The 18,372-nt window shown below is 37.6% G+C and carries 15 protein-coding genes; 5 read left to right on the forward strand and 10 right to left on the reverse strand.

The features are described 5' to 3' along the window. Positions 1-181: 181 nt before the first annotated feature. The 3 genes from ACZZZK_RS17300 to ACZZZK_RS17310 all read right to left on the reverse strand — a co-directional run bounded on the left by ACZZZK_RS17300 (position 182) and on the right by ACZZZK_RS17310 (position 6,511). Positions 182-2,461, reverse strand: a complete 2,280-nt coding sequence (locus tag ACZZZK_RS17300; RefSeq protein ID WP_463485199.1) for an aconitate hydratase — start codon at positions 2,459-2,461, stop codon at positions 182-184. Between the two features lie 190 nt (positions 2,462-2,651). Beyond that, positions 2,652-5,417, reverse strand: coding sequence for a bifunctional aconitate hydratase 2/2-methylisocitrate dehydratase (locus ACZZZK_RS17305; RefSeq protein WP_463485200.1), 2,766 nt, complete (start codon positions 5,415-5,417; stop codon positions 2,652-2,654). A 437-nt stretch (positions 5,418-5,854) separates the two neighbouring features. Continuing rightward, positions 5,855-6,511 (reverse strand): polysaccharide deacetylase family protein, encoded by a 657-nt coding sequence (locus ACZZZK_RS17310; protein ID WP_463485201.1) that lies wholly within the window; start codon positions 6,509-6,511, stop codon positions 5,855-5,857. A gap of 20 nt (positions 6,512-6,531) precedes the next feature. On the opposite strand from ACZZZK_RS17310, the gene ACZZZK_RS17315 reads away from it, so the two are divergent. From ACZZZK_RS17315 to ACZZZK_RS17330, 4 genes are all read left to right on the forward strand, one after another. Then, on the forward strand, positions 6,532-7,944 hold the full coding sequence (locus tag ACZZZK_RS17315; RefSeq protein ID WP_463485202.1) for a TolC family protein: 1,413 nt from the start codon (positions 6,532-6,534) through the stop codon (positions 7,942-7,944). 134 nt (positions 7,945-8,078) lie between these two features. After that, entirely contained in the window at positions 8,079-9,419 is a 1,341-nt protein-coding gene (locus ACZZZK_RS17320; RefSeq protein ID WP_463485203.1) for an efflux RND transporter periplasmic adaptor subunit, read from the forward strand. Between the two features lie 172 nt (positions 9,420-9,591). Further along, positions 9,592-10,590 carry an NAD(P)H-dependent glycerol-3-phosphate dehydrogenase gene (locus tag ACZZZK_RS17325; RefSeq protein WP_463485204.1) on the forward strand — a complete coding sequence of 333 codons (999 nt, stop codon included), beginning with the start codon at positions 9,592-9,594 and terminating at the stop codon, positions 10,588-10,590. Between the two features lie 201 nt (positions 10,591-10,791). Further along, positions 10,792-11,133: a hypothetical protein gene (locus ACZZZK_RS17330; protein ID WP_056848597.1), complete on the forward strand. Its 342-nt coding sequence runs from the start codon at positions 10,792-10,794 to the stop codon at positions 11,131-11,133. A 66-nt stretch (positions 11,134-11,199) separates the two neighbouring features. On the opposite strand, the gene rimO is transcribed toward ACZZZK_RS17330, so the two are convergent. From rimO to rpmB, 6 genes are all read right to left on the reverse strand, one after another. After that, positions 11,200-12,531, reverse strand: coding sequence for a 30S ribosomal protein S12 methylthiotransferase RimO (gene rimO, locus ACZZZK_RS17335; protein ID WP_463485205.1), 1,332 nt, complete (start codon positions 12,529-12,531; stop codon positions 11,200-11,202). An 83-nt stretch (positions 12,532-12,614) separates the two neighbouring features. Continuing rightward, positions 12,615-12,989, reverse strand: coding sequence for a GxxExxY protein (locus tag ACZZZK_RS17340; RefSeq protein WP_463485206.1), 375 nt, complete (start codon positions 12,987-12,989; stop codon positions 12,615-12,617). A 65-nt stretch (positions 12,990-13,054) separates the two neighbouring features. Continuing rightward, positions 13,055-14,017, reverse strand: coding sequence for a signal recognition particle-docking protein FtsY (ftsY, locus tag ACZZZK_RS17345; protein ID WP_463485207.1), 963 nt, complete (start codon positions 14,015-14,017; stop codon positions 13,055-13,057). Positions 14,018-14,099: 82 nt separating this feature from the next. Continuing rightward, complete coding sequence (locus tag ACZZZK_RS17350; protein ID WP_010599808.1) at positions 14,100-14,255, reverse strand: DUF4295 domain-containing protein; 156 nt, start codon at positions 14,253-14,255, stop codon at positions 14,100-14,102. Between the two features lie 82 nt (positions 14,256-14,337). After that, the gene (gene rpmG, locus ACZZZK_RS17355) at positions 14,338-14,520 is read right to left on the reverse strand and encodes a 50S ribosomal protein L33 (protein WP_010599807.1); all 183 of its coding nucleotides are present in this window, start codon (positions 14,518-14,520) and stop codon (positions 14,338-14,340) included. 44 nt (positions 14,521-14,564) lie between these two features. Then, positions 14,565-14,798 (reverse strand): 50S ribosomal protein L28, encoded by a 234-nt coding sequence (gene rpmB, locus ACZZZK_RS17360; RefSeq protein ID WP_010599806.1) that lies wholly within the window; start codon positions 14,796-14,798, stop codon positions 14,565-14,567. Positions 14,799-15,003: 205 nt separating this feature from the next. Here rpmB and acs point away from each other — a divergent pair, with 205 nt between their 5' ends. Beyond that, positions 15,004-16,914, forward strand: coding sequence for an acetate--CoA ligase (gene acs / locus ACZZZK_RS17365; RefSeq protein ID WP_463486302.1), 1,911 nt, complete (start codon positions 15,004-15,006; stop codon positions 16,912-16,914). Between the two features lie 68 nt (positions 16,915-16,982). Here the strand turns inward: acs and ACZZZK_RS17370 are convergent, their stop codons facing one another. Then, the gene (locus tag ACZZZK_RS17370) at positions 16,983-18,353 is read right to left on the reverse strand and encodes a RagB/SusD family nutrient uptake outer membrane protein (protein ID WP_463485208.1); all 1,371 of its coding nucleotides are present in this window, start codon (positions 18,351-18,353) and stop codon (positions 16,983-16,985) included. Positions 18,354-18,372: the final 19 nt, after the last annotated feature.

The following is an 18,372-nucleotide window of genomic DNA, read 5'->3' on the forward strand; positions in this document are numbered from 1 at the left end:
CTAAACCCGATATTCGCGAAAAGCTCCCGATTTTCTTCGGGGCTTGTAGCATTAGCGGGACCGAACCGTTAAAAAAATCACTGCATCTGCTTTCCAAATAAAAAAATCCCGCCCTGATTTTGCTCAAAGCGGGATTTACAATATGTAAACTGCAGACTTCTGACTGAAGACTCAAGACTAACTAAAGTCCAGCTTTCGCTGCAGCCTCAGCTCTGATGATATTTAACGCACCGCCGGCCTTAAACCAGTCGATTTGCTGTGCATTATAACTGTGATTAACCGGGAAAGATTCCTCAGTTCCATCTGCATGGTGTAAAACCAAAGTGAGTGGCTTATCTGGAGCAAACTCTGTCAACCCTAAAATATCAACTGTATCGCCTTCTAAAATTTTGTCGTAATCGTCTTTATCAGCAAAAGTTAAACCTAACATTCCTTGCTTTTTCAGGTTGGTTTCGTGGATACGGGCAAAAGATTTTACTAAAACTGCACGAACTCCAAGATGACGAGGTTCCATCGCGGCATGCTCACGTGATGAGCCTTCGCCATAATTTTCATCACCAATAACGATCGATCCGAAACCTGCTGCTTTATAATCGCGTTGTGTTGCCGGAACAGGACCATATTCTCCTGTTAATTCATTTTTAACACTGTCTGTTTTATCGTTGAAGTAATTCACTGCACCGATTAACATGTTGTTCGAAATGTTATCTAAGTGACCACGGAATTTTAACCACGGACCAGCCATTGAAATATGATCTGTTGTACATTTGCCTTTTGCTTTGATTAAAAGTTTCAAGCCTTTTAAATCTGTGCCTTCCCAAGGTGTAAATGGATCAAGCAATTGCAAGCGGTGAGAGGTCGGAGAAACTAAAACTTCTACCTTTGAACCATCTTCTGCTGGCGCCTGATAACCCGCATCTTCAACAGCAAAACCTTTAGTAGGTAATTCAAAGCCGGTAGGAGGGTCTAATTTAACTTGTTCACCTTTATCATTTGTAAGCGTATCTGTTAATGGGTTAAAACCTAAATCACCCGCAATTGCAATGGCAGCAACCATTTCTGGCGATGCAACAAAGGCGTAAGTGTTCGGGTTACCATCGGCACGTTTTGCAAAGTTTCTGTTAAACGAGTGAACGATCGTGTTTTTCTCTGCCTTTTCTGCACCGGTTCTATCCCACATTCCAATACATGGGCCGCAGGCATTGGTGAAAATTGTAGCGTCCAAATCTTCGAAGGTTTTTAAATAACCGTCACGATCAGCCGTGTAACGTACTTGCTCAGAACCAGGATTGATGCCAAACTCAGCTTTCGTTACCAAACCTTTTGAAATAGCCTGGTTAGCGATGGATGCAGCTCTTGACAAATCTTCGTAGGAAGAATTGGTACAAGAACCAATTAAGCCCCATTCCACTTTCAAAGGCCATCCGTTTTTCTCTGCCTCTACTTTCATCTGCGAAACCGGAGTAGCCAAATCTGGCGTAAACGGACCGTTTAAGTAGGGTTCTAATGTATCTAAATCAATTTCGATTACCTGATCGAAATAGTTTTCAGGGTCAGCATACACTTCAGCATCACCAGTTAAATATTCTTTTATCTTATTGGCTTCGTCAGCTACTTCATTGCGATCAGTTGAGCGTAAGTAACGTTCCATGCTTTCATCATAACCGAAAGTAGATGTGGTTGCACCGATTTCAGCCCCCATATTGCAAATGGTACCTTTACCTGTACAGCTTAAGTTGATTGCACCATCACCAAAATATTCCACAATTGCACCGGTACCACCTTTTACGGTTAAGATACCTGCAACTTTTAAAATCACATCTTTTGCTGCGGTCCAACCGTTTAATTTACCGGTTAACTTAACACCGATTAATTTAGGGAATTTAAGTTCCCAAGGTAAACCCGCCATCACATCGCAAGCATCGGCACCGCCAACACCAATTGCAACCATGCCCAAACCACCAGCATTAACGGTGTGTGAGTCGGTTCCAATCATCATTCCGCCAGGGAAAGCATAATTTTCTAAAACTACCTGGTGAATAATACCTGCACCTGGTTTCCAGAAACCGATTCCATATTTATTGGATACAGAAGATAAGAAATCAAAAACTTCTGCACTTTCTGTCCTTGCATGAGGAAGATCTATCGCTGCACCTTCTTTAGCAGTAATTAAGTGATCGCAATGAACCGTTGATGGAACAGCAACTTGTGGACGACCAGCTTGCATAAATTGCAAAAGTGCCATTTGTGCGGTAGCATCTTGCATTGCTACACGGTCTGGAGCGAAATCTACATAATCAGTTCCACGAGAAAATGATTTTTTAGGATCGCCATCCCAAAGGTGGGCGTATAATATTTTTTCTGATAATGTTAAAGGTCTGCCTACAATTTTACGGGCCGCATCTACACGCGGGCCGAAATTTGCGTAAACCTTCTTAATCATGTCTATGTCGAAAGCCATACTTTATTTTTTAAAAATTATTATCAATTTCAATACAAACTAAATTAAACATTTTTTGACAGACTTATTTTTATGATTTGTCAAAAAATCTAATTAAAAACATTCTATGCTGTTTTTGCATAATTAAAGAGGCTATCTGATAAGTCAGACAGCCTCTAATTTAATAACAATAAATGCAGATTTTTGTTTCTTATAATTTGGTAGAAACAGGGGTAAACTTGGTTAAGTTAATACCTTCAACTGCAGTTTTATATTCTTCAATACTTGGAATACGACCTAAAATTGCAGAAAGAACGACTACAGGAGTGGAAGCCAATAAAGACTCACCTTTTTTACCATCTCTATCTTCTACCACACGGCCCTGGAACAAGCGGGTTGAAGTTGCCATGACGGTATCTCCTTTTGCTGCTTTTTCCTGGTTACCCATACATAAGTTACAGCCTGGACGCTCTAAGTACATGATGTTTTCATATTCTGTACGGGCTGAACTTTTCGGCAATGCATCGCTAAATTCAAATCCAGAATACTTTTGCAGGTATTCCCAATCACCTTCCGCTTTTAATTCATCAATGATATTATAAGTAGGGGCAGCAACCACTAACGGAGCTTTGAAAGAAACTGTTCCTGTTTTTTGCTCTACATTTCTTAACATTTGCGAAACGATTTTCAAATCGTCTTTGTGAACCATGCAAGATCCAACGAAGCCAAGGTCTACCTTTTTATCGCCTCCGTAGAAAGTTAAATCTCTGATGGTATCATGGGTGTAGCGTTTAGAAACGTCAACATTGTTCACATCCGGATCGGCAATCATTGGCTCTTCAATTAAATCCAAATCAATGACTACCTCTGCATAATATTTCGCATTATCATCTGGCATTAAAGCAGGTTTGATGCCTGTTTTTATTTCCTCAATACGTTTGTTTGCTTTGTTGATTAAGCCTTGTAGCACCTGGTTATGGTTGTCCATACCTTTGTCTATCATGATTTGAATCCGATTTTTAGCAATTTCTAAAGATTGAATTAAAGTATCATCCTGTGAAATGCAAATAGATGCTTTTGCTTTCATCTCTGCTGTCCAATCGGTAAAAGTAAAAGCCTGATCGGCTAATAAAGTTCCAATGTGAACTTCAATAATACGACCCTGGAATACATTTTCGCCATCAAATTGCTGCAACATTTGTAATTGGGTCGCGTGTACCACATCACGGAAATCCATGTGCGTTTTCATGGCACCTTTGAAAGTTACCTTAACCGATTCAGGAATTGGCATTGAAGCCTCACCAGTTGCCAGCGCTAGTGCCACAGTGCCAGAATCGGCACCGAAAGCCACGCCTTTAGACATACGGGTGTGCGAATCGCCACCGATAATGATTGCCCATTCGTCAATGGTAATGTCATTCAGTACTTTATGAATCACATCGGTCATTGCGTGGTATTCACCTTTAGGGTCGCGGGCGGTAATTACACCAAACTCATTCATAAATTTCATCAATTTAGGAATGTTGGCTTGGGCTTTTTTATCCCACACAGATGCCGTGTGGCAACCCGATTGGTAAGCGCCATCAACAATTGGTGATATGACAGTCGCAGCCATTGCCTCTAACTCCTGGGCGGTCATCAAACCGGTGGTATCCTGAGAACCAACAATGTTTACTTCCACACGAACATCAGAACCAGCGTGTAAAATTTTACCTTGAGTTAAACCCACAGCATTTCTGTTGAAGATTTTTTCTACAGCAGTTAAACCTTGGCCTGCAATAGAAACTTCTTTAGCTGGGGCAAAAACGATTGGAGCTTCAATACCCAAAGTTTTAGCTGCGAAGGTTTGGATTTTTTTACCAAACACAATAGCGTATGAACCGCCAGCTTTGATAAACTCCATTTTTTGCGGAGTTAGCGCTTTTGAAATATCAATTAATTCAAACTCGCCGTTATATAATTTTTTTGTTCTGGTATTGATGGTCAGTACAGTGCCTGTTTCAATGGAATAAACCTGTTCCAAGATAGGTTCATCGTTTTCATTGCGGATCACGTTGCCATTTTCATCAATCTTTTTTACCCAGTTTTTAAGGTCGATACCAATACCACCTGTTACATCAACTGTGGTAAGGAAAATTGGGGAAATGCCATTAGTACCACCAACAATAGGCGCTATGTTTACAAATGGAATGTAAGGACTAGATTTTTTACCTGTCCAAAGGGCTACATTGTTTACTCCCGACATGCGAGAAGAACCCACGCCCATCGTACCTTTTTCAGCAACTAACATCACACTTTTATCCGGATGCTGTGCCTGTAAAGCCTGAATTTCTTCCTGAGCTTCTGGCGTAATCATGCATTTTCCATGCAATTCACGGTCAGAACGGGAGTGCGCCTGATTTCCTGGAGACAATAAATCTGTAGAAATGTCGCCAATACCAGCAATAAACGTTACTACTTTAATTTCTTCGGCTACCTCAGGGAGTTTTGTGAAAAACTCAGCCTGTGCATAGCTTTCCAAAATCTCTTTAGCGATCTCATTTCCATTATGATAAGCCTCTTTTAATCGATCTGTATCTGCATCGTATAAGAAAACCTGTGTTTTAAGCACATTAGCAGCTTTATGGGCTTTATCGCCATTATCTGCCAGAGCGATATCTAATAAAACTTTGATAGAAGGTCCGCCCTTCATGTGCGATAGCAGTTCGAAAGCAAAATCTGGAGTAATTTCTGCAACTACCGCTTCACCTAAAATTATTTCTTTTAAAAACTGTGCCTTTACAACTGCTGCGCCAGTGGTTCCGGGCAAAGTATTGTAGATGAAAAAATTAACAGCTTCTTCTCTGTTAAAATTATTTACGTTTTTAATTTGCGTGATGATTTCACTCAGCAGCTCAGCGCCATCAATAGGTTTAGGGTGAAGACCTTGAGCTTTTCTGTCTTCAATCTCCTGGATATAATCGTTATAAATACTCATCTTAGATATTTTATTCTCTTTCTTGTAGGTTTAGGTAGCGAAAATGCTTATTTCCTGTCGTGTGAAAAAGAATATGTTGTTGTAAATTAATTTGTGTTATTAAGCCAATTAAGCTCAATATTTTGGTCAAAACAAAAATAGCAAAAATAACCCTTAAATATAATTCGGGCAGGCTATTAAGTAATTTGGAATTGTTCTAAATTACTGTAAATGATTGAAAATGAAGTCATGAAAACGTAGTAATTATTTCTTCATTTAGCTCAAAGAATAAATTTAAATAACCCCTCAGTTATACCTTTTAGTATAAGTTATATAACTGTCCATAAACGAACATTAATGTTCATTTACGAACGTATCTTGAAATGCATTCATGCTATTATAACCTTATACAGGGAACTAACGACGCTAATTTTCTATGGCACAGGATTGGCTAAAGGCTACAGCGTTGAAAAAGTGAAACCTTTATCCGAAAAATATTTTAACACCCTTGGCAATGTGAACTCCAAACGATCGAAAGCTTTCAAACTATCATGAAATACCACTATCGAACCATTTTCGGTGTGTTTGATCACGTTTTGGAAGCACTTTTCGGGCGAAAGATTAATGTCAAAATCGCCACTGAGTACATCCCACATTACGATGTTGAGTCCAGAGTCTTTAGTTTTTAGTCTTGAGTCGGATTGCGTTTTGAGAACTAATGACTGCAGACTTTTGACTTGAGACTTTTTTATCCTTCCATAAGGAGGCCTGAAAAGATGGGTTTGGGTGATTTCCTGGCACTTAAGGATATTTTCGATATAGGTTTCATTGTCGGTTTTCCATCCTTTTAAATGGTTAAAAGTGTGGTTTCCGATGGCATGTCCGTCGTTTATTAAACGAGCGTAAACTTCGGGATGTTTTACAATATTATCGCCAATACAGAAAAATGTGGCCTTTGCGTTAAAAGCTTTCAAAGTTTTTAAAACAAAATCTGTAACATTGGGTATAGGTCCATCGTCAAAGGTCAAATAAATAACTTTTTCGGTGCGGGATTTATTCCATAACAATGATGGATAATACCATTTTAGCAGAAGCGGCGATTTGATCAGGTACATTTTACAACCAAAGTTAGTAAATGCCTGTACAGATTGAAATTATTAAAGTTGTTTATATAGATTTGAAACAAATTATGAAAATGTTTACCAAGAATAAGTTACTTACCGGATCTGCATTGTTATTAGCACTAAGCTTTGGTCAAAATGTTAAGGCGCAAGAAGTAATCACCATTGAACAAGCGGTTGAAAATACGCTGAAAAATAACTTAAACATTAAACAAGCTGCTTTTAGTGCGGCGCTGAGTGAAGAAAATTTAACACAATCTAAATATGCACTTTATCCAAATTTGAATGCCAGTATAAATCCAAATTTAACTTTTGGTCGTGGTTTGGATCAAACTACATTTCAGGTTACCAACCAAACCTCATTATTTACGAGTGGTAATTTAAGTACCAATGTCGATTTATTTCAGGGGTTAACAAAAATTAACCAGATTAAACAAAACAAAACGCTTTTGGAGGCGGATAAGAGTAACGTAGAAAAAATCAAAAATGATTTGATTTTAAATGTTGTTACCGCCTATCTTCAGGTTTTGTATAATTCAGATTTAGAAAAAGCTTCTAAAGAACAATTGGATATTGCCAATAAAACTTTAGTAAGAGAAAATGCTTTATTGGATGCAGGTAATAAAACTCTGGCAGATATTTCTCAAGCAAAATCTCAAGTGGCAACTGCAGAGTTAAACCTTACAAATGCACAAAACGCACTTTCCATTTCCTACTTAACACTTGGACAATTGATGGAAATGCAACCTAACCAACGTTTTGTTGTGCAGGCGCCATTGATTGACAATGTTAAAGCAGCAGTAACGAATACCAGCGCAGAAGAAATTTACAATAATGCCTTAAGTATATTTCCAGATATTAAATTAGCGGGTCTGAGGTCATTGGCGGCCAAACAAGCAATTGCGGTAGCTAAAGGTGCTTACTATCCATCGTTAAGTTTAGGAGCAGGTTTAAATACATCTTATTCTTACCAATTTAATTATGCTGGCCAATTTCCCCAGTCATCTTTTGCCGATCAAATCAATCAGCGCTTGGGGCAGAGTATAGGTATGAGCTTGCAAATTCCAATATTTAATGGGTTTTCTGCCCGCTCAAGTGTTCGTCGGGCGAAAATTACTTATCAGAACTCGTTAACATCTGAGCAGCTGGCAAAAAACAACCTTAACAAAGTTATTTTTCAAGCTACAACAGACTTAAGAGCAGCTGAAAGTCGTTATAGATCGACTCAAAACGCATTTGATGCACAGAAAGATGCTTTTTATGTGGTTGAACAACGTTACAATGTCGGATTGGTAAACTCACTGGATTACAGTACTGCACAAACAAATAGAAACAAAGCTGAGATCGATTTTATACAAGCCAAATACGATCTTTTATTTAGAGCAAAAGTAATTGACTATTACCTGGGGAAACAAATTACTTTTTAAATAAGAGCAAGGAATGAGGATCAAAGAATAAAGATCTAAAACTAAAGTAAAAAAACACAATAATCTGTGAAATCACTAAATCAGTGTAATCATCCGCGAAGCGAAAATAAAACAACGAAATACATTAAACAATTATGAAACTGAAGCACATATTAATTACCATTGGTGTCATTCTTGCCATTTTAGCCGTGTTGGCGGTAACTGGCGTTATAGGTGGCGAAAAAATTGAAAAAGTTACTGTAGATAAAGCATCAGATAAAACTGTGGTAGAAACAGTAACTGCAAGTGGTAAAATTCAACCAGAAACCGAAGTTAAATTAAGTTCTGAGGTATCGGGAGAAGTGGTAGAACTGAAAGTTAAAGAAGGCGATATTGTTAAAGCCGGCCAATTACTTTGTAAAGTTCGTCCAGATATTTTGCAATCGGGTTATGAGCGTACAGTGGCTTCATATAACGCTCAGAAAGCAAGTGTTGCTGCCGCACAACAACAATTAGCTCAAAATCAAGCTAATTTCGTTAATGCAGAAGCTACGTATAAACGTAATGTAGAATTGTTTAATAAAAAAGTGATATCAGCATCAGAATTTGATGCCGCCAAAGCTGCCTATTTAACAGCTAAAGCAACCTTAGCCAGTGCAAAAGAAAATGTAACTGGTGCTAAATTTACTTTAGAGCAAACAGGTGCAAATGTAAAGGAAGCAGGGGCAAATTTAGCAAGAACGACCATTTATGCTCCGGCAGATGGTGTAGTTTCAAAACTATCAATCGAATTGGGCGATCGTATTTTGGGAACCTCGCAAATGGCTGGTACCGAAATTATGCGTATTTCCAATCTTTCATCAATGGAAGTAAATGTAGATGTAAATGAAAACGATATTACCCGTGTTAAAGTGGGCGATAAAGCTTCTATTGAGGTTGATGCTTTTGCTGATAAAAAATTTAGAGGTGTGGTAACAGAAATCGCAAGTTCATCAACAGCGGTTGGAACAACTACTTCAACATCAGTAGATCAGGTAACAAATTTCTCTGTAAAAATCAGAATTACAGAAGTAATGGAAGGCAAACAACAATCTATTTTCCGCCCGGGAATGTCGGCCACTGTTGACATTGAAAGCGAAACCGTTAATGGTTTAGCTGTTCCAATTCAGGCCGTATTCACCGAAAGTGGTAAGGCTGGCGAAGGCGACAAAAATAGCGGGAATCAGGAAAATACCGATAAGCAGAAGTCGAAATTAACCGATAAGAAAATAAAACAATTCGTATATACTTTTGATGCCAAAACGAAAAAGGTGAAGAAAGTTGAAGTGAATACAGGAATCCAGAATGATCAGTTTATCATCGTTAAATCGGGTGTAAAAGCTGGCCAGGAAATTGTAACAGGTCCTTATTCAGCAATCCAAAATAAGTTAAAAGACGGTATGGTTGTAGAAAAAACAGCTAAAGACCAGTTGTTTAACAAAGACGGCAAGAAGTAGTTTATAATTAATCGCAAGAAATAGTAACTTGCGCAATGGTTTAAGTTGTAAACCAAGGTTAGGGGTGTAAGGTTTAAGGTTTAGAGACATCAAGTCTATACCTTAAGGCTTACACCTTTTACCTTACATCTTTTTCTTGAAACACCTTTTACCTTAAAACCTTTTTTATAACATGGTACCTAAAATAGCGATGATAGGGGGCGGGAGCTGGGCGACTGCCATTGTTAAAATGCTTTCTGATAATTTATCCGAAAAAGAAATTTATTGGTGGATGCGCAATGAAGTGGCTATCGATCACATTAAAAAGTTTAAGCATAACCCACACTACTTAAGTTCTGTTGAGATAAAATTGGCAGATGACCACTTGTCTTCAAACGTAAAAGAAATTATTAGCGCTGCTGATTTTGTGATCCTAAACGTACCTGCCGCCTTCATAAAGGAAACGCTTTCGGCAATTACTAGTGATGATCTAAAAGGGAAAAAGATTGTTTCTGCGATTAAAGGTATCGTACCAGAAGATAACCTGATTATTGGAGAATTTTTACATGAGCGTTACGCCATTCCATATCATGATATTTTGGTGGTTAGCGGCCCTTGCCATGCCGAAGAGGTTGCTTTCGAAAAACTATCTTACCTCACTATTGCCTGTACAGATATTGAAAAGGCCTCAGGTTTTGCGTCATTATTAAATACCCATTACATCAAAACCAACGTTTCTGATGATATTTTCGGGACAGAATACGCTGCTGTTTTAAAAAATATTTATGCTGTAGCCAGCGGAATTTGTCACGGTATAGGTTACGGCGATAACTTCCAGGCGGTATTAATTAGCAATGCCATTAGAGAAATAAAACGTTTCGTTGATGCCGTTCACCCCATCAACCGCGACATTATGGAATCTGCCTATTTGGGCGATTTATTGGTTACAGCTTATTCTCAATTTAGCCGCAACCGTACTTTTGGCAATATGGTTGGCAAGGGTTATACTGTAAAATCAGCGCAGCTAGAAATGAATATGATTGCTGAGGGCTATTATGCGGCCAAATGTATGCACATTAAAAACCTTGAATTTAATGTAGATATGCCAATTAGTAAAGCCGTTCACAATATTTTATATGAAAACCGATCGCCTCAAATGGAGATGAAGTTACTTGCCGAGAAAATAAATTAATAGCTGTAAAGCAATGAACTGTTAATCGGTTACTGCAGTCCTTTTTTTCGTTTTATCTTTTTGTTTGTGATACTGCTGGGATTAAAATTTTTGCGCCAAAAAGGATATCACTTCAATAAGGTTTATTTAACATTTTATAGTAATCCTAATTAAAACAAATTGGCTGTTATTGCGTTCTACACTAAATAAAAAATAACTGTCATGAAAAAGAAATTTGCAATAGGATTATTAACACTCGCATTATTTGGCGGTGTAAGCTTAAGTGTTAATGCACAAGAGAAAAAAACAGATGTTGGTAAAGCACTAGATAAAACCGGTAAAGCCATTGGAAAAGGTGCAAAATCGGTTGGTAATAAAACTGCCGAAGTTGCAGTGAAAGGCGGTTCGAAAGTAGCGGATAAAACCTGGAAAGGCAAAATGGCACCAGATGGTTCTGATGTTTACATCAATGCTAAAAACGAAAAGTATTACGTAAACTCAAAAGGTGCAAAAATTTGGTTAAAACCAAGTCAAATCAAAACCAGAGTAGAAAAAAAGAACTAAAATAATGAACAGCAAAAAGCCTCGGTTGAAAATTTCAAACCGAGGCTTTTTTATTTTATAAATTTTTTAAACTATTGTTCCGTATAAATCAAAATCTTCAGCTCTGTCTATTTTAACATTTACAAAACTGCCATTTGCAGCATAACCTGTTGCAGCATCGATTAAAACCTCGTTATCTACTTCCGGTGAATCAAATTCTGTTCTTCCAACAAAGAAATCGCCCTCCTTTTTGTCAACCAAAACTTTGAAAGTCTGCCCTACCTTTTCCTGGTTAATATCATATGAAATGCCTTGCTGTATTTCCATGATCTCATCTACACGTTGTTGTTTAACTTCATCAGCAACATCATCAACTAGGGTGTGTGCATGAGTTTTCTCTTCATGAGAATAGGTAAAACAACCTAAACGATCAAACTTGGTTTCTTCAACCCACTGTTTCATTTCCTCAAAATCGTGTTCTGTTTCGCCCGGATAACCACAAATTAAAGTAGTTCTCATCGCAATATTAGGCACCTTATCTCTAATTTGGTTCACCAAATCAATGGTTTTTTGTTTCGTTGTACCACGACGCATTGATTTCAACATATTATCTGTAATGTGTTGAAGCGGCATATCCAGATATTTGCAAATATTATCACGCTCATTCATGGCATCCAAAATTTCCATCGGGAAACCAGAAGGGTAGGCGTATTGTAAACGAATCCATTCAATACCAGGAACATCAGATAAACGACGCATAAGCTCATCTAACTTTCTAACGCCATACAGATCTAAGCCGTAGTAAGTTAAATCCTGTGCAATTAGAATCAACTCTTTTGTGCCGTTTTTAGCTAGAATTTTGGCTTCATTAACCAGCTCTTCCATCGGTTTACTCATGTGTTTTCCACGCATCAGCGGGATAGCACAAAATGAACAAGGACGGTTACAACCTTCGGCTATTTTGAAATAGGCAAAGTGAGATGGCGTAGTTAATAAACGTTCGCCAATAAGTTCATGTTTGTAGTTTGCGCCTAACTCGTGTAGTATATTTTGTAAATCGTTGGTGCCAAAAAAAGCATCCACGTTGGTAATTTCCGATTCTAGTTCTGGTTTGTAACGTTCAGACAAACATCCTGTTACTACCACTTTGCCAATTTTGCCTGCTTCCTTTAGTTCGCTGAATTGGAGAATGGTATCAATAGATTCTTGTTTAGCATTATCAATAAAACCGCAGGTATTGATTACTACAATATCATCTTTCCCCATCTTATCAGACTCGTGAACAACGTTTAAGTTATTTCCACGTAGCTGCCCCATCAATACTTCCGAATCGTATATATTCTTAGAGCAACCCAAAGTAATTACGTTTATTTTGGGTTGTTTAATTGCGGTTTTACTTTTTACTATTTTGGTATTCATAATATTATTATTTACGCTTCCTTGCGGGTTGATTCCACAGATTCTATGATTTCACAGATTTTAGCGTGTATTTATTTGAAAGATTATACCGATATTCTTTTGACTTCACAACTGGTGTTTCCAAAATTGATCAATAAACCTGTTTTAATTTTGCTCGCTTTTAGATAAGAGATCAATTGATTTTGAAATAATTTTGGTTGATAACCAGTTACTGATTTAAGCTCTACGATGATTTTTTCTTCCACTATAAGATCACATCTAAACTTACCTATTATCTGATCTTCGAACAACACTATATATTCTTTCTCTATCTCGAATTTTAATCCGGTCTGCTGTAATTTAATTTTAAGGGCATTTACATAGATCTTTTCCAGAAAGCCTGGACCTAGATACGTATGCACCTTATAACAGCATCCAATTATAGTTTGTGTTAGCTCGTGATTTTCATATTCCTCCATTAGTGAATTTACACAAAAATCAGTGTAATCATTGAATCGGTGTAATCAAACACGAAGTGCATTCATTATTTAAACAAGCTATTCACAAACTCTTTCTTATCAAAAAGCTGCAAATCGACTATCTTTTCTCCTACGCCAATATATTTTACTGGAATTTTAAACTGATCGGAAATGCCAATTACCACACCACCTTTAGCCGTTCCATCTAATTTAGTAATCGCTAAAGCATTTACATCGGTAGCTTCGGTAAATTGTTTGCATTGCTCAAAAGCATTTTGCCCGGTTGAAGCATCTAATACAAGCAAAATTTCATGTGGCGCACCCGGAACAACCTTTTGCATCACCTGCTTAATTTTGCCCAACTCATTCATTAAGCCGACTTTATTGTGTAAACGTCCGGCAGTATCAATAATTACTACATCTTCGCCATTGGCCACAGCCGATTGTAAAGTGTCAAAAGCAACAGAGGCAGGATCAGATCCCATCGGTTGGGCAACAACTCTTACACCAACACGTTCTCCCCAAAGTTTAATTTGATCTACAGCAGCAGCTCTAAAAGTATCTGCAGCACCTAAAACAACTTTAAGGCCAGATTCTTTTAACTTGTGAGCCAACTTGCCAATGGTGGTTGTTTTACCAACGCCATTAACACCAACCACCATAATTACATAGGGTTTGTGGTCGCCATACTCAAATTGACGGAAATCGTTGCTGTTATTTTCAGAAAGTAGTAATTGAATTTCATCTCTTAAAATGAAATTTAATTCAGACGTGTTAAGGTATTTGTCTTTAGAAACGCGTTCTTCAATCCGTTTGATGATTTTTAACGTGGTGCTTACTCCAACATCAGAAGTAACCAAAACCTCTTCGAGATTATCGAGTACTTCGTCATCAACTGTTGATTTTCCGGCAACAGCTTTGGTAATTTTATTAAAGAAACCATCTTTAGTTTTTTCTAAACCTTTATCCAAAGCTTCTTGAGCCTCTGGAGCAGTTTCCTTCTTTTTGAAAAAATCAAATAAGCCCATATCTAAATTTGCTATAACAAAAAAAGCCCTCCCGGTTAAAACGGAACGGCCTTTAATATTTTCTGATTAAAAAATATTAACCTTATTTAGATGCGATAGCATCTTTTACGTGGTCGTTATGAACGATAAGTTCTTTGAATGAGTAAGCACCAGTTTTTGGTGATTTAACCATTGTGATCACTTTCGAATATTCTTTACCTGTACCTGTTTTAAGGGTTGCAACTACTTTCTTTGCCATGTTCTTATAATTTTAATGATTGAATGATAGATTGATAGAATGGGGGTTCCTCACCCTAACCTTCTATTATAAATCACCAATCTTATTTAATTTCTTTGTGTACGGTTACTTTTCTCAATACCGGGTTGAATTTTTTCAATTCTAAACGCTCAGTAGTGTTTTTACGGTTTTTCGTAGAAATATATCTAGACATACCTGGCATGCCACTTTCTTTGTGCTCAGTACATTCTAAAATAACCTGAACTCTGTTACCTTTTTTTGCCATTTTAATATTAATTGTAAACTGTTAATCTCAACAGTTAATGTTTTTTACAAAAATCCTTTTTTTACGAAACGGTTAATCGCTTCGCTAATACCCACTTTATTGATGGTTTTAATCGCTGAAGTAGAAACTTTCAACGTAATCCAACGGTCTTCTTCAGGGATATAAAATTTCTGAAGTTTCAAATTAGGATAAAATTTGCGTTTGGTTTTAACGTTCGAGTGTGATACGTTATTACCTTTCATTGCCATTTTTCCTGTTAAATCACAAACTCTTGACATGACTTGTAAATATAGTTGTTAAAATATCGTCGCTTAATTTTTTTAAGAGTGTGCAAATATCTGAATAATAATTGTAAACAACAAGAGGGGCTGTAAATATTTTCTATATTTTTTCAATTTTCATTGGCCATATCCATTTTGATACGATTTGAATATTTGCGCTAATAATTATTTATTTAAATTAGCCGCTAGTAATCCCAAATATATAACGAGCACCATGCAAATTACATCTTTTAAACAATACGAAGAAGATTATAAAAAAAGTATCGAAAACCCAGAACAATTTTGGGGCGAGGTTGCACAGAACTTTCAGTGGAGAAAACCTTGGTTTAAAGTTTTATCATGGAATTTTAACGAGCCAGACATTAAATGGTTCGAGGGCGCCAAACTAAACATCACCGAAAACTGCCTGGATCGTCACTTAGAAAAGAACGGTGATAAACCTGCCATCATTTGGGAGCCCAATAATCCTGAAGAAGAAAGTGTTACCCTAACGTATAAGATGTTGCACGAACGAGTGTGCCGTTTTGCCAATGTTTTAAAACGTAACGGAGCAAAAAAAGGCGACCGGATTTGCATCTATATGCCTATGGTTCCTGAGCTGGCAATTGCAGTGCTGGGTTGTGCCAGAATAGGAGCCGTTCACTCGGTAATTTTTGGTGGTTTTTCTGCTAAATCCATTGCCGATCGGATTAACGATTCGCAATGTAAATTGGTAATTACTGCAGATGGTGCCTATCGCGGAAATAAACAAATTCCGTTGAAAGATGTAATTGACGATGCGCTCATCGGCTGCCCTACCGTAGAAAAATGTATTGTGCTTACGCATGTGCGTACGCCGGTTTCCATGTTGAAGGGTAGAGATGTATGGTGGGAGGATGAAGTTAAACATGTTAATGATATCTGCGAAGCCGAAGAGATGGATGCAGAAGATATGTTGTTCATTTTGTACACTTCGGGCTCTACAGGTAAACCAAAAGGCGTGGTACATACTTGCGGCGGATACATGGTTTATGCTGGTTATACCTTCACAAATGTATTCAATTATCAACCAGGAGAAGTTTATTTCTGTACCGCTGATATCGGTTGGATTACAGGGCACTCGTACATCGTTTACGGACCGCTTTCTCAAGGGGCAACATCTGTATTATTTGAAGGGATTCCAACTTACCCTAATGCTTCTCGCTTTTGGGATATTGTAGAAAAACATAAAGTAAATACATTATACACCGCACCAACTGCTATACGTTCATTAATGAGCTTTGGCGAGGAACCGTTACAAGGAAAAGATTTAAGTTCTATTCGTGTGCTCGGCTCTGTAGGAGAACCTATAAACGAAGAGGCCTGGCATTGGTTTGACGAAAAAATTGGACATGGTAAAGCACCAATTGTTGATACCTGGTGGCAAACCGAAACCGGAGGAATTATGATCTCGCCAATCGCCACGGTAACGCCGACAAAACCAAGTTACGCCACTTTGCCTCTGCCAGGTATTCAGCCTATTTTGGTAGATGAAAATGGTAAAGAAATTGAAGGCAATGGCGTAAGTGGAAATCTTTGTATTAAGTTTCCATGGCCTGGAATGTTACGTACCACCTATGGCGATCATGAGAGATGCAAGCAAACCTATTTTTCCACTTATGAGAATTTATATTTTACTGGAGATGGCTGCTTACGCGATGAGGATGGATACTATAGAATCACTGGTAGGGTTGATGATGTTTTGAATGTTTCTGGTCATAGAATTGGTACTGCGGAAGTAGAAAACGCCATCAATATGCATGCTGGCGTGGTTGAAAGTGCAGTGGTAGGCTATCCGCATGATGTAAAAGGACAAGGAATTTATGCTTTCGTAATTAATCCAGAAATGCATGGTGAAGCAGAACTGACTAAAAAAGATATTTTGCAAACGGTTACCCGGGTAATTGGTGCCATTGCCAAACCAGATAAAATCCTTTTCGTGTCTGGCTTGCCAAAAACACGTTCGGGTAAAATTATGCGTCGAATTTTAAGAAAAATTGCTGAGGGTGATACCGCTAATTTAGGCGATACTTCAACTTTGTTGGATCCAGGCGTGGTAGAAGAAATTATAGCGGCTTCTAAAGCGCTGAAATAGATTTAAACATTCAAAGTAACAAAAAATGCCGATCATTTGATCGGCATTTTTGGTTTAATAAATTGTGGTTAATATCCTGGATTTTGAACTAAACCTTTATTAGCAGATAACTCACGATCTGGTATAGGGAAAACAAGTTTAGGATCGTTATAAACAAAGGTACCTAGTGTACGCTTTGTACGTTTGTAATCATGCAATCTAAATCCTTCATAAGCTAATTCTTTTTCACGCTCATTTAGTATTATGGCAAGTGTAGGAACCACATTACCTAGGCCAGCTCTTGTTCTTAATCTGTTGATGTCAGCAGCTGGTGTAGCTCCAATTACTGTACCTAATCTAAAGTTGCATTCTGCTCTAATTAAGTATTGTTCTGTAATGCGGGCAACAGGAATGTTTCCAAAATAATCATACCATTTTTTAGTGAATAAACCGTTTTTTGCACCTGTACCTGTATAAATTAAATCTGTTTGTCTTTTATCGCCAGTTTCGAATGCATTATAAAAAGCAGTGTTAACACTTGCATCTCCACGACCAACGTTGCCGCCAGTTGAATTTTCATAACTTGCATAGAAAGTGGCTAATCCATCATTTGATGAGCCTGCATTGCTCTGCTCATTTTGAGCGATTTCAAAAATACCTTCACTTGAATTTCTGGTTCTAAATGGAGCTTCTAAAGATGTAATTATTAACGAATACGAACTGTTGTTAATAATGTCATTAGCAAGATCTCTAGCCAATGCATATTTTCCTTCTTGAAGATATACTCTGGCCAAAAACGCCATTGAAGCATACTTTTCATCGGCACCTTCAAGTTTTGTAATTGATGATTTAAGATCATTTTCGACAGCTGTATAAACATCTGCAATAGTATTTCTTGGTACATTAGTAACAACATCACTTGTGCTTTGCACTGCTTTCGTAATAATTGGTACACCTGGGCCATTGTTTGTTCCTGCAGCATCAAAGGGTTGCGCATATAATCTTACGAGTTCAAAATGCATAATTCCTCTAATGAATAGAGCTTTGCCCTCAATATTATTTTTGGTTGTTGCATTGCTAACCACGCTCGAAGCTGATAAAACTGTATTTGCTACGTTTATGGCCCTATAAGCAGATACCCATGTTCTTAATACATCAGCATTAGTAGAGATAATTGCTTTATTTGAGATATCTCTGTAGGTACTAAATGAACCTGTCCAGTTCAAATATCCATTGCTGGCATATATATCTGGAAGAAAAACAAGGTTAGTGCCGTATAAATCTCCAGTTGCTAATACTGTATATGCACCTATTAATGCGTTTTGAACATCAGCTGTTGTAGATAGCGCCACATCAGATGAAATTGATTGCTTTGGCTCGATTTCCAATTGCTTTTTACAAGAGGAAGCAGTTAGTATAATAATACTAGCGGCCAATATACTTTTATAATAATTTTTCATATTTCTAATATTTATATCC

This window comes from Pedobacter sp. AC163 (genome assembly GCF_979258665.1).

Bases quoted from the DNA above. Each gene is read 5' to 3' on its own strand.
- ftsY (WP_463485207.1), bottom strand. From the start codon at position 14,017: ATGGGCTTATTTGATTTTTTCAAAAAGAAGGAAACTGCTCCAGAGGCT.
- ACZZZK_RS17330 (WP_056848597.1), top strand. From the start codon at position 10,792: ATGAAAAAGAAATTTGCAATAGGATTATTAACACTCGCATTATTTGGC.
- ACZZZK_RS17320 (WP_463485203.1), top strand. From the start codon at position 8,079: ATGAAACTGAAGCACATATTAATTACCATTGGTGTCATTCTTGCCATT.
- rimO (WP_463485205.1), bottom strand. From the start codon at position 12,531: ATGAATACCAAAATAGTAAAAAGTAAAACCGCAATTAAACAACCCAAA.
- rpmG (WP_010599807.1), bottom strand. From the start codon at position 14,520: ATGGCAAAAAAAGGTAACAGAGTTCAGGTTATTTTAGAATGTACTGAG.
- ACZZZK_RS17325 (WP_463485204.1), top strand. From the start codon at position 9,592: ATGGTACCTAAAATAGCGATGATAGGGGGCGGGAGCTGGGCGACTGCC.
- ACZZZK_RS17310 (WP_463485201.1), bottom strand. From the start codon at position 6,511: ATGTACCTGATCAAATCGCCGCTTCTGCTAAAATGGTATTATCCATCA.
- ACZZZK_RS17305 (WP_463485200.1), bottom strand. From the start codon at position 5,417: ATGAGTATTTATAACGATTATATCCAGGAGATTGAAGACAGAAAAGCT.
- ACZZZK_RS17350 (WP_010599808.1), bottom strand. From the start codon at position 14,255: ATGGCAAAGAAAGTAGTTGCAACCCTTAAAACAGGTACAGGTAAAGAA.
- rpmB (WP_010599806.1), bottom strand. From the start codon at position 14,798: ATGTCAAGAGTTTGTGATTTAACAGGAAAAATGGCAATGAAAGGTAAT.
- ACZZZK_RS17315 (WP_463485202.1), top strand. From the start codon at position 6,532: ATGCCTGTACAGATTGAAATTATTAAAGTTGTTTATATAGATTTGAAA.
- ACZZZK_RS17300 (WP_463485199.1), bottom strand. From the start codon at position 2,461: ATGGCTTTCGACATAGACATGATTAAGAAGGTTTACGCAAATTTCGGC.
- ACZZZK_RS17370 (WP_463485208.1), bottom strand. From the start codon at position 18,353: ATGAAAAATTATTATAAAAGTATATTGGCCGCTAGTATTATTATACTA.
- ACZZZK_RS17340 (WP_463485206.1), bottom strand. From the start codon at position 12,989: ATGGAGGAATATGAAAATCACGAGCTAACACAAACTATAATTGGATGC.